Source organism: Rhodoplanes roseus, from assembly GCF_003258865.1.
In the GTDB taxonomy this organism is placed as follows: Bacteria; Pseudomonadota; Alphaproteobacteria; order Rhizobiales; family Xanthobacteraceae; genus Rhodoplanes; species Rhodoplanes roseus.
The window spans coordinates 1-11,234 of sequence record NZ_NPEX01000194.1 but is presented as its reverse complement, the minus strand read 5'-3'; the positions used below and the strand labels follow the sequence as shown (position 1 = coordinate 11,234).

Below are 11,234 nucleotides of genomic sequence, written 5' to 3'. Positions count from 1 at the left end.
TAGGCGCGAACCCGGAATCCAGCGTCGAACGCCATCCTCGTGATTGGATTCCGGGTTCGCGCTCCGCGGCGCCCCGGAATGACGAGGGCTACCCCACCATCCCGGCCTGCCGGAACCAGGCGAGCGCGTCGGCGATGCCGTCCTGCCAGGGGCGCGAGGTGTAGCCCAGGTCGCGGCGCGCCTTGGCGTCGTCGAAGAACATCCGGTACTTCGCCAGTCGCAGCCCGTCGGCGGTGACGAAGGGCTCGCGGCCGGTGAGCTTGGCGACGCCTTCGGCCGCCCAGGCGAGCGGGAAGAGGGCGCGGCGCGGCAGCTCGATCGACGGCGGCCGACGCCCGACACGTCGGGCGATCTCGATCAGCATGTCGCGGAGATACACGTTCTCGCCGCCCAGGATGTAGCGCTCGCCGACCTCGCCTCGCCGCAAGGCGAGCAGGTGCCCGGCCGCGATGTCGTCCACGTGGGCGAGGTTGAGGCCGGTGTCGACGAAGGCCGGCATGCGGCCCGAGGCCGCCTCGACGATGATACGGCCGGTGGGCGTCGGCTTGACGTCGCGCGGGCCGATCGGCGTCGACGGATTGACGATGACGGCCGGCAGCTTCTCCCGGGCCACCATCTCCTCGACGACGCGCTCCCCCAAAACCTTGCTCTTCTTGTAGGCGCCGATCGCGTCGGCCGCGTCGAGCGGCATGGTCTCGTCGGCGACCACTCCGGTCGCCAGCCGCAGGGTGGCGACGCTCGACGTGTAGACGACGCGCTCGACGCCGGCGCGCAGCGCCTCCTCCATCACCAGGCGGGTGCCGTCCACGTTGACGCGAAACAGCACCGACGGGTCGGGCGCCCACAACCGATAGTCGGCGGCGACGTGGAACACGTGGCGCACCCCCGCCATGGCGCGCGCCAGCGAGGCGCGGTCGGTCAGGTCGCCGGTGACGATCTCGTCGGCGGGATCGAGATTCTGGCGCGGGCTCGTCGCCCGCACCAGCACCCGCAGGCGGAATCCCTCGCGGCGCAGCACGGCGGCGACGGCAGCGCCCAGAAACCCGCTGGCTCCGGTGACCAGGACGACGTCGGCCAAGATGCTTCTCCCTCTCGTTCCGCGTCTCATAGACGAAAAAGCCCGGCGCCGCGAGGCGCCGGGCTTCGGCCGGATCGGATCCGTGGTCGAGCGTCAGGCCGCCTCGGCGCTCTCCTGGGCGGCGACGAACTGCTTCGAGCGCTTGAGCAGCATCGGCAGGAACAGGAACAGCGCGGCGCCGATCAGGAGGCCGAGCGAGATCGGCTTCTCCACGAAGATCATGTTCGACCCGGCCGAGATGATCAGTGCCTGACGATAGGCCTGCTCGAGGCGTCCGCCCAGGATCAGGCCGAGGATCAGCGGCTCGACCGGATACTTGTGGACCCGCATGTAGTAGCCGAGCACGCCGGCGGCGCCGGTCAGCACCAGGTCGACGGCGCTGTAGCTCAGCGACCACACGCCGATGGTGGAGATCACCAGCACGGTCGGCATCAGGAATTTGGGCGGGATCCGCATCACCCGGGCGAAGACGTTGACCAGCGGCCAGTTGAGCAGCAGTAGCAGCGTGTTGCCCACATACATGCTGGCGATCAACGTCCACACGATGGCGCCGTGCTTCTCGAACATCAGCGGCCCCGGCGTGATGTCGAGCATCATCAGGGCGCCCAGCATCACGGCGGTGGCGCCGCCGCCCGGCAGGCCGAGGGTGAGGAGGGGCACCAGCGAGGCGCCGCTCGCCGCGTTGTTGGCCGACTCCGGATTGGCGACGCCGCGGATGTCGCCGGTGCCGAGCAGCTCGGGATTCTTGCAGAGCCGCTTCTCGAGATTGTAGGCGATGAAGGTCGACAGCGTCGCGCCGGCGCCCGGCAGCATGCCGATGACGAAGCCGAACACGGTGCCGCGGACGATCGCCGGCAGGCTGTAGAGGAACTCGGACCACGAGATCCACACCTTGTCGGCCTTGACGATCTGGGCCCGCGTGCCGGCGTGCACCTCGCGCGCCGTGATCACCACCTCGGTGAGCGCGAACATGCCGATCGCCACCACGACGAAGTCGACGCCGTCCTGCAGGAACGGGTTGCCGAAGGTGAAGCGTGCCGCACCCGAGACGAGGTCGATGCCGATCGTCGCGATCATCAGGCCGAGGCAGGTCGCGATGATCGACTTGGTCACGTTGGTGCCGGTGAGGCTCGCCACCGTGCACAGGCCGAACACCATCAGGGCGAAGAACTCGGCCGGCCCGAACAGCAGCGCGTAACGCGCGATCGGCGCGCCGACGAAGGTCAGCATCAGCACCGCGAAGGTGCCGGCGATGAACGAGCCGATCGCCGCGACAGCCAGGGCCGGGCCGGCGCGTCCCTGCATGGCCATCTTGTGGCCGTCGATCGTGGTGATCACCGAGGCGGACTCGCCCGGGATGTTGACCAGGATCGAGGTCGTCGAGCCGCCGTACATCGAGCCGTAATAGACCGAGGTGAGCAGGATCAGCGCGGTCGCCGGCGGCATGCTGAAGACGAGCGGGATCAGCATGGCGAGCGTGGCGGTCGGGCCGAGGCCCGGCAGCACGCCGATCAGCGTGCCGACCAGGCAGCCGCAGAGCGCGATCAGCAGGTTGAGCGGCAGCAGGGCGGTGGCGAAGCCGTTGAGCAGTTGGTCGAACATGGATCGCCCCTAGATCGGCAGGAATTCGAGGACGCCGAGCGGAAGCCGGACGTTGAGCCCGTACTTGAAGCCGACATAGACGACGATCGTGACCGCCAGCGCGAGGCCGATCAGGACGTGCCAGCGCGGCTCGCCGAGCAGGCGGGTGAACAGCACCAGCAGGAGGAAGGTCGCGACCGGGAAGCCGAGATCCGGCATGAACCAGAGATAGGCCAGCACCACGGCCCACAGCGCGACGAAGTGCCAGTCGAGCCCGATGCGGGCGAGCAGGCCGCCGCTCGGCGCCGCGGCCGAGGGCTCGGCCGCCACGGCCGCCGCTGTTCCGTCGCGCTTCGCACGGATGCGGGCCATGATGTCGCTCGGGGAGATCAGCAGCCACAGGCCCATGACGGCGAACACCAGGCCGAGAAGCTCGGGGAAGGTCTTCGGCCCCGGCGTGTCCGGGAGCTGGTAGAAGTCCGGGATGTTGAAGGTCTCCCAGAGATATCCGCCGGCGACCAGCAGGATCACGAGGCCTTCGATGCGGGTCCGGAGCAACCCGCGGGCGGCGATGTCCATGAAGCGCGTTCCTTGCACGTTCGTGCGTTCGGTGTCCGCGCGCGGCGGCGTGACGATGCCACGCCGGCGGCGGATCCGGGCCGGACGGCGACCGTCCGGCCCGGCGGCCCTCCGGCCTATTTCAGGAAGCCGAGCTCCTTCAGCAGGATCTTGTACTGGGCGGCCTCGTCGTTCACGTATTTGACGAAGTCGTCGCCGAACCGGGTGGTCGGCTCCCAGCCCAACTTCTCGCGCTCCGCCGCGAATTCCGGAGTGGCGACCGTCTTCTTGATCGTCTCCAGCCACCAGTCGTAGGCCTCCTTCGGCACGCCGGGGGCCATGTAGTAGCCGCGCCAGATCACGTAGTTGACCGGGGCGCCCTGCTCGGTGGCGGTCGGGATGTCGGGGAACTTGGTGGAACGCTTGTCGGACAGCACCGCGAGGCCGCGGATCTTTCCGGCTTCGAGCTGGCCGGTCGCCTCGGAGATGTCGAGCGCGGCCACCTGGGTGTGGCCGCCCAGCATGGAGGTGAGCGCCTCGCCGCCGCCTTGGAACGGCACGTAGACGACCTTGGTCGGCTCGACGCCGATCGCCTTGGCGAACAGCGCGACCTTCATGTGATCCTGCCCGCCCGGCGCCGAGCCGCCCGAGAAGGTGACCGACTTCGGATCGGCTTTCATGGCCGCTGTGACATCGGCCAGCGTCTTGTACTTGGAGTCCGCCGTCACGAAGAAGCCGCCGAGCTCGGCACCGACCTGCGCCAGCGGCATCACTTCCTTGAACGTGTAGGGCGTGCGGCCGAGCGCGACCGTGAAGGTGAGCGCGTTGGAGGCCGAGACGATCAGGTTGGTGTCGCCCTTGCGCTTGGTCGCGACATTGGCGATCGCCACGGCGCCGCTGCCGCCCGGCATGTTGGTGACGTAGATCGAGCCCTTGAAGCCGCCGGTCTTCTGCAGCACGGACGAGATGGTCCGACAGGTGATGTCCCATCCGCCGCCCGGATTGGCGGGGGCGATGCACTCGCCCTGTCCCTTCGGCTCCCAGGCGGCCGCCGGCTCGGCCATCATCGGTCCCGCGAGAGCAACTCCGGCAAGAATCAGCACGTATCGTGTCATGGATGGGTTCCTTTCCAGCGACGGTGGCTGGAGCATGCGGCTCACACCGCTATCAGCTCCGTTGAAGCAGGTCATGGTTTTCGTCAAGCGCGGGGCATCCTGAATCCTTACGTGGACCTTACGGCCGGCGTCGTGCGGCGCCGTGCCGGTCGTGTTCGCATCTGCGAAGACGTCGCGTGCCCGTGATCATGGCATCCTCGTCAGAACGGAAGGGCAGCGGAGAGGCCCGTCTCGCCCGCGAGCCTGGTCAGATCGGCGCGCGTGTCGGCCGGCAGCGCGATGCCGAGCCGCCGGTTCTCCGCATCGTTGCGCGCTTCGCGCTCGCCCGGATAGAGGATTTCGTCGAAGCCCTGCGCGGTCGGCACGTTTTTCAGCGACGCGACGAGCTCGTCCATGCGGGCCGCGAACGTATCGAGCGGCTGGATCGCGGCGATGTCGATCGCGATCATCAGATGGCCGGCGCCGCTCCGCTGCTCGGCCTGATAAGGTCCGTGCACGCCGGTGCCGAAGCCGCTGCCGGTGAGCACGCCGGAGAGGACGTCCATCACCAGGGCGATGGCGTAGCCCTTGTGCTGCGCCATCGGCAGGATCAGCCCGGCGATCGCCTCGGACGGGTCGGTGGTCGGCGCGCCGTCGGCCGTGATGGCCCAGCCTTCGGGGATCGGCCGGCCTTCCTGGCGGGCCAGATACACCTTGCCGCGCGCGACCCCCGTGTTGGCGATGTCGAGCACCAGCGGCGCGCGATCGCCGGCCGGCGCCGCCCAGGACCACGGATTGGTGCCGACCGTCTTCTTGCGCCCGCCCCACGGCGCCATCGCCGGGCTCGCATTGGTCGACAGGAACGCGATGCACCCGGCCGGCGGCGCCTGCAGGGTGAAATACATCGCGGTGCCGAAATGATTGGAGTTGCGCGCCGCGACCGCGGCGATGCCGTGCTGCTTGGCGCGCGCGATCGCCTCGCGCGCTGCCAGCGCCGCCACCACCTGGCCCATCGCCTCGTGGCCGTCGATCACGGCGATGCCGCCGGCGTCGACGACGATCTCGGGGCGGGCCCGCGGATCGCAGGCACCGGTCTTCAGCCGCGCCGCGTACCAGGGCAGGCGCAGCACGCCGTGGCTCTGGTGACCCCACAGGTCGGCCTGCACCAGCGTGTCGGCGCACAGATGCGCATCGTCGGCGGCCATGCCGAGCGCTACGTAGACGGCGGTCGCGAAATCGAGAAGACGGCCGGAAGAGATGCGGCAGGCGTCGTCGCCGGGACTCGTCATAGGCACGTCCGATCCGCGGTTGCCTGACACGCGGACGCGGGTCGTCGGCAATCGACACGACGTGACGGTCCTACAGCACCACGACGCTCGGGCCAATCGGGAGCGCCACGGATACGGCAGCAGTCCTGACACGAAACGGGGCCGCCGCGCGCTGCGACGGCCCCGACCTCACGTCGAGATCACCAGCGCCGCCAGTGATGATGACGATGGTAGACGCGCGGCCGCCAATGATGGCGATGATAGACGCGCGGGCGCCAGTAAGGACGATGGTAGACGTGCGGCCGATGCCACCGCCGGTGGTGCCCACGGTAGACATGGTGACGGCGGTAGACTCGGTATCGGGCCTCGATGACGTCGCCGGCTCCCGCAGCTTGCGGGGCCGCCGCGGCGGCGGCAGGAAGCAGCGGAGTCGCCGCTGCCGGCAGTGCGCCCAGTCCGCACAGCAGCAGGGCGGACGCGAACGTCGTCGCAATCCATCGTCGCATCGTGTCTCCTCGGTGTTGGCCGGCAGTGCCGGCAGGCTCGCCCAGGAGATCAATGCGAATGCGGCGTGTCCGTTCGGCGGCGGGATCGCGGTGCCGTCATGACATCGTGCGGGGTCGCGTCACGTCGTGACGCTGCGGGTCGCGCGCAGCGCCGCGTCGAGCACGGTCGCGGCCGGAATGTCACGCATGCAGGCGTGGTGGCCCATGCGGCAGGTCGGCTTGTGGCACGGCCGGCACGGCACCACGGTCGTGGTCTCGAGGGTGGCGGCGATCGGATTCAGCGGCGCCCAGTGCCATGCGCTGGTCGGGCCGAAGATGCCGACCGTCGGCGTGCCGATGGCGGCGGCCACGTGGAGGAGGCCGGAGTCGTTCGACACCGCGACGTCGGCGGCCGCGAGCCCCAATATGGCATTGCGCAGGTCCGTGCCGGTGAGGTCGCGCACCCGCTCGCCGCCGATGCCGGCGATCTCGGTCGCCAGGGGCGTCTCGCCCGGGCCGCCCAGCACCCAGACGTCGAGCCCCTCGGCCGCGAGGCTGCGGGCGACCTCGCCGTAGCGCTCCGCCGGCCAGCGCTTGGACGGGCCGACGGCGCCGGGGGCGAGCGCGGCGACCGGACGGTCGCCCGGGAGCCCCATCCGCTGCCGCCAGGCGGCGATCTCGGCAGCCGGCACGGCCAGCTCCGGCACGGGCCACTCGGCCGGGCGCGGCGCTCCTTTCGGCAGCGCCAGCACGGCGCACTGGTCGATCATCCGGGGCAGCGACTTTTCGCCGAACCGCAGGTCGTTGACGACGCCGAGCCGCATCTCGCCCAAGAGTCCGGTCCGCACCGGGATGCCGGCCAGGAACGGCGCGAGCGCCGCCTTCCACTTGCGCGACATGATCAGGGCCTGGCCGTAGCCCTCCGGGCGCAAGGCGTCCGCCAGCGCCCGGTGCTCCGCATAAGCGAGCCGGCCGCGCGGAAGATCCCAGACGATTCCCTTGCGCACGCCGGGCATGTAATCGAGAAGAGGCGCAACCATGGCGCTGGTGAGGACGTCGACGGGTCGGTCGGGGTCCTGCGCTTTCAGCAGCCGCACCACGCTGTGGCAGCGGACGAAGTCGCCGATCCACATGTACGGCACGATGAGCAGCGGCCGACCGCCGGTGCGGGCAGGGTCGGCAGTCGTCGGGAATGAGGGCGGCAGCGTCATGCGCCCGAGCCGCTAGCCCGGCCCGGGCCGGAAGTCCAGGGGGCTCCGCCCCGGGGGCGCGGAAATACCGTTGCGCAACGCCCTGCGAGGGGGCTAGGGAACCGGTCCGGCCGACCGGCGCCGGGACGGCGGGACGCTGAACGATGTTCTTGGTGACGGGTGGGGCGGGTTTCATCGGGTCGAACGTGGTGGCGAGCCTCAACGAGGCCGGCCGCACCGACGTCGTCGTCAACGATCGGCTCGGCACCGACGCCAAGTGGAAGAACCTGGCCAAGCGCGAGATCGCCGATTTCGTCCCGCCCGAGGATTTGGCGCGCTGGCTCGAGGACTGCCGGCTGGCCGGTCGCAAGCTCGACGCCGTCGTCCACATGGGCGCCAACTCCGACACCACGGCGCGCGACGGCGACGAGGTGATGGACTCGAACTTCCGCCTCTCGCTGCGCCTGCTCGACTGGTGCACGGAGACCCGCACGCCGTTCATCTACGCCTCGTCGGCGGCGACCTACGGCAACGGCGACGGCGGCTTCGTCGACGACGAGGATCTCTCGGCGCTGCGCAAGCTGCGTCCGCTCAATCTGTACGGCTGGAGCAAGCAGCTCTTCGATCTCGCCTTGAAGAACCGGCAGGCGCGCGGCGAGCCGCTGCCGCCGCAATGGGTCGGCCTGAAGTTCTTCAACGTGTTCGGGCCGAACGAGTATCACAAGGGCGAGATGGCGAGCCTGGTGTCCAAGCGCTTCGCCGACGTGAAGGCGGGCCGCACCGTCACGCTGTTCAAGTCGCATCGCGACGGCATCGCCGACGGCGACCAGCGGCGCGACTTCATCTGCGTCGAGGACGCCGTCGCGGTGCTGCGCTGGTTCCTCGACACGCCGTCCGTGTCGGGCCTCTTCAACGTCGGCACCGGCGAGGCGCGCAGTTTTCGCGATCTGATCACGGCGGCCTTCACGGCGCTCGGCAAGCCGCCGCAGATCGACTATGTCGACATGCCGGTCTCGATCCGCGACCAGTACCAGTACTTCACCCAGAGCTCGGTCGAGAAGCTGCGCCGCGCCGGATACAACGGCGGCTTCACCTCCCTCGAGGACGCGGTCGGCCGCTACGTGACCGCCTATCTCGACCGGGCGGACCCGTACAGGTGAGGCCGATCATCTCCGTCGTCCTTCCGGGGCGCACCGCAGGTGCGAACCCGGAATCCAGCGACGAATGCAGAGTTCGCTGCTGGATTCCGGGTTCGGCGCTGCGCGCCGCCCCGGAATGACCGCGGCAAGATTCGGAACAGATCCCATGCTGGATTTCGAAATCTTCCTGTCGCGCATCCCCGGGCAGACCGTGATCTGCATCGGCGATCTGATGCTCGATCAGTTCGTCTACGGCGAGGTCTCGCGGGTGTCGCCGGAGGCGCCCGTGCCGGTGATCGCGGTGCGGCGCGAGGAGACGCTGATCGGCGGCGCCGGTAACGTCGCCTGCAATCTCGCGACGCTCGGCGCACGCTGCGTCTTCGTCAGCGTGGTGGGCGACGACGCCGCCGGCGAGACCTTGCGGGCGGCGTTCGATCGTCACGCGGGACGCGTCGAGCCGAAGCTCGTGGTCGATTGCGAGCGGCCGACCATCCGCAAGCTGCGTTTCGTCTCCGAGCACTATTCGAGCCATCTGCTGCGCGCCGACTGGGAGCGCGTCTCCCCGGTGCCGGCCGCCGTGGAGGACGCGCTGATCGCCCATGTCGAGGCGGCGCTCCCCGCGGCCGATGCGGTCGTGCTGTCGGACTATGCCAAGGGCGTGCTCACGCCGCGCGTCGTGCGTGCCGTGATCGAGCGGGCGAGGGCGCTCGGCAAGCCCGTGGTGGTCGATCCCAAGGGCCGGGACTTCTCGGTCTATCGCGGCGCCACCCTGATCACGCCGAACCGCAAGGAGCTGGGCGAAGCCTCGCACCGGCCGCTCGCCGGCCTCGACGACATCGCGGCGGCGGCCGAGGAGTTGCGCCGCACCGCCGAGTGCGACGCACTGCTCGTCACCCTGAGCGAGGAGGGCATGCTGCTGAAGCAGGCGCTGCGCCAGCCCGTGCACGTGCCGGCCAATCCGGTGCGGGTGCGCGACGTGTCGGGCGCCGGCGACACCGTCGTCGCCGTGCTGGCGCTGCTGATCGCGACCGGCGCCGATTTCGAGGCGGCGATGCGGGCCGCCAACGCGGCGGCCTCGGTGGTGGTCGGCAAGCGCGGCACCGCGACCGCCTCGGCGCTGGAGCTGCGCTCGCAGCTCCTGCCGGCGGCGGCGCTCGCCTCCGAGGAGAAGATCGTGTTCGACGACGCCGTGCTGGCCGAGCGTGTCGCCGCCTGGCGAAAGGAAGGCCTGCGCATCGGCTTCACCAACGGCTGCTTCGACATCCTCCATCCCGGTCACGTCCGGGTGCTCAGCCGGGCCCGCGCCGCCTGCGACCGCCTGGTCGTGGGCCTCAACAGCGACGCCTCGGTGAAGCGCCTGAAAGGCGAGGGCCGGCCGATCCAGGACGTGGTCGCGCGCGCCGACGTGCTCGCCGCCCTGGAGGCCGTCGACCTCGTCGCCGTGTTCGAGGAGGACACGCCGATCGAGCTGATCCGGCGGCTGCGCCCCAACGTGCTGGTCAAGGGCTCCGATTATCGGGTCGACCAAGTGGTCGGCCACGAAATCGTCGAGGCCGACGGCGGCGAGGTGGTGCTGGTCGACATCGTGCCGGGCCACTCGACCACCGGCATCCTGAAGAAGTCCGGCAAGGCCCCCGATCGGGCCGGCGGCCCGGCATTGCCGGAGGCGGCGAAGCCGCGGTGAGGCGCGGCGTCGCGCCGTCTGATCAGCGCGGGCGCATCATCCGGAACATCGTCTCGGGCGTCGCCTCGACATACTCGTCGCGATAGCCGGCCCGCATGATCGGGTGCGCCGCGCCGGTGTCGAACAGCCCGTCCTTCAGAAACTCGCGCCGGATGTGGACGCCGACCACCTGGCCGATGGTCAGCCAATGACCGCTCGATCCCCCGGCGAGAGTCTTCAGCTCGATGATCTGGACGACCCGGCATTCCAACGCCGCCGGTGACGCCGCGACCCTGGGCGCCCGGACCAGCCGGCACGGCGCCGCCTCGAGCCCCGCCAGAACGAACTCGTCGACGTCCTCGGGCACCATCGCCGAGGAGGCGTTCATCTTCTCGGCCAGCGCCCGGGTGGAGAGGTTCCACACGAACTCGCCGGTGGCCTCGGCATTGGCGACGCTGTGCTTCCAGCCGGCCGACGAGAAGGCGATCATCGGCGGGCCGTCGCAGACCGCGTTGAAGAAGCTGTAGGGCGAGAGATTCGGGACGCCGTCCCGGCTCACGGTGGAGATCCAGCCGATCGGGCGCGGGGCCACGATCGCCTTGAACGGATCGTGCGGCAGGCCGTGGCCGGCGGCGGTCTCGTAGAAATGATGGTCGCTCATGGCGGCAAGCGTACGCGGCGACGGCCGGTCCGCAAGCCATGGCAGCGTTGCGTCCGGCTCAGCGCTGGCGGGACAGCACTGCATCCACGGCATCGCCGATGTCGGCGAACATCCGGTCGGGCGTGCCGTTCAGGCCGTCATGGGCCCGGCCGGTGTCGCGGCAGCCGTAGCCGGTGCGCACCCCGTAGCCCGGAAGACCGACCGCATGCGCCGCCATGATGTCGCGCGTGCTGTCGCCGATCATGCAGGCGCGCGCCGGGTCGATCGGCAGCTCGTCGAAGGCGCGGCGGAACAGCAGCGTGCCGGGCTTGCGGCAGTCGCAGGCGATGGTCAGCGCCGGGACGCCGTGCGGGAACGGCCCCGGATGGTGCGGGCAGACATAGATGCGGTCGAGATACCCGCCCTCGGCGGCGAGCAGGGCCTCCAGCCGGCCGAGGATGCGGTCGAGCTGGTCGAAGCTCACGTCGCCGCGGGCCACCTGGGCCCGGTTGGTGATCGCGGCGAGCACGAAGCCGGC

General features: G+C 70.1%; 10 protein-coding genes. 2 read left to right on the top strand and 8 right to left on the bottom strand.

Going from position 1 to position 11,234, the window contains the following annotated elements; genetic code table 11:
- Positions 1–88 precede the first annotated feature (88 nt).
- The 6 genes from hpnA to waaF form a co-directional block, all read right to left on the bottom strand.
- Positions 89–1,108, bottom strand: coding sequence for a hopanoid-associated sugar epimerase (gene hpnA, locus CH341_RS22085; RefSeq protein WP_111421134.1), 1,020 nt, complete (start codon positions 1,106–1,108; stop codon positions 89–91).
- Between the two features lie 63 nt (positions 1,109–1,171).
- Entirely contained in the window at positions 1,172–2,680 is a 1,509-nt protein-coding gene (locus CH341_RS22080; RefSeq protein ID WP_111421133.1) for a tripartite tricarboxylate transporter permease, read from the bottom strand.
- Between the two features lie 9 nt (positions 2,681–2,689).
- The gene (locus CH341_RS22075) at positions 2,690–3,238 is read right to left on the bottom strand and encodes a tripartite tricarboxylate transporter TctB family protein (protein WP_111421132.1); all 549 of its coding nucleotides are present in this window, start codon (positions 3,236–3,238) and stop codon (positions 2,690–2,692) included.
- Positions 3,239–3,354: 116 nt separating this feature from the next.
- Entirely contained in the window at positions 3,355–4,332 is a 978-nt protein-coding gene (locus CH341_RS22070; RefSeq protein ID WP_210208524.1) for a Bug family tripartite tricarboxylate transporter substrate binding protein, read from the bottom strand.
- 200 nt (positions 4,333–4,532) lie between these two features.
- Entirely contained in the window at positions 4,533–5,600 is a 1,068-nt protein-coding gene (locus tag CH341_RS22065; RefSeq protein ID WP_111421130.1) for an Ldh family oxidoreductase, read from the bottom strand.
- 604 nt (positions 5,601–6,204) lie between these two features.
- Positions 6,205–7,275, bottom strand: a complete 1,071-nt coding sequence (gene waaF, locus CH341_RS22055) for a lipopolysaccharide heptosyltransferase II (protein ID WP_111421128.1) — start codon at positions 7,273–7,275, stop codon at positions 6,205–6,207.
- Positions 7,276–7,418: 143 nt separating this feature from the next.
- On the opposite strand from waaF, the gene rfaD reads away from it, so the two are divergent.
- Complete coding sequence (gene rfaD / locus CH341_RS22050) at positions 7,419–8,414, top strand: ADP-glyceromanno-heptose 6-epimerase (protein WP_111421127.1); 996 nt, start codon at positions 7,419–7,421, stop codon at positions 8,412–8,414.
- A 145-nt stretch (positions 8,415–8,559) separates the two neighbouring features.
- Complete coding sequence (gene rfaE1 / locus CH341_RS22045; RefSeq protein ID WP_111421126.1) at positions 8,560–10,077, top strand: D-glycero-beta-D-manno-heptose-7-phosphate kinase; 1,518 nt, start codon at positions 8,560–8,562, stop codon at positions 10,075–10,077.
- 22 nt (positions 10,078–10,099) lie between these two features.
- On the opposite strand, the gene CH341_RS22040 is transcribed toward rfaE1, so the two are convergent.
- Together CH341_RS22040 and CH341_RS22035 are read right to left on the bottom strand one after the other, a co-directional pair.
- A complete protein-coding gene (locus CH341_RS22040; protein ID WP_111421125.1) occupies positions 10,100–10,717 on the bottom strand; it encodes a flavin reductase family protein in 618 nt (205 codons plus the stop codon).
- Between the two features lie 58 nt (positions 10,718–10,775).
- A partial coding sequence (locus CH341_RS22035; RefSeq protein WP_146604573.1) for an HAD-IIIA family hydrolase occupies positions 10,776–11,234 on the bottom strand: 459 nt, incomplete at its 5' end.

Bases quoted from the DNA above. Each gene is read 5' to 3' on its own strand.
- hpnA (WP_111421134.1), bottom strand. From the start codon at position 1,108: ATGAGACGCGGAACGAGAGGGAGAAGCATCTTGGCCGACGTCGTCCTG.
- CH341_RS22080 (WP_111421133.1), bottom strand. From the start codon at position 2,680: ATGTTCGACCAACTGCTCAACGGCTTCGCCACCGCCCTGCTGCCGCTC.
- CH341_RS22075 (WP_111421132.1), bottom strand. From the start codon at position 3,238: ATGGACATCGCCGCCCGCGGGTTGCTCCGGACCCGCATCGAAGGCCTC.
- CH341_RS22070 (WP_210208524.1), bottom strand. From the start codon at position 4,332: ATGACACGATACGTGCTGATTCTTGCCGGAGTTGCTCTCGCGGGACCG.
- CH341_RS22065 (WP_111421130.1), bottom strand. From the start codon at position 5,600: ATGACGAGTCCCGGCGACGACGCCTGCCGCATCTCTTCCGGCCGTCTT.
- waaF (WP_111421128.1), bottom strand. From the start codon at position 7,275: ATGACGCTGCCGCCCTCATTCCCGACGACTGCCGACCCTGCCCGCACC.
- rfaD (WP_111421127.1), top strand. From the start codon at position 7,419: ATGTTCTTGGTGACGGGTGGGGCGGGTTTCATCGGGTCGAACGTGGTG.
- rfaE1 (WP_111421126.1), top strand. From the start codon at position 8,560: ATGCTGGATTTCGAAATCTTCCTGTCGCGCATCCCCGGGCAGACCGTG.
- CH341_RS22040 (WP_111421125.1), bottom strand. From the start codon at position 10,717: ATGAGCGACCATCATTTCTACGAGACCGCCGCCGGCCACGGCCTGCCG.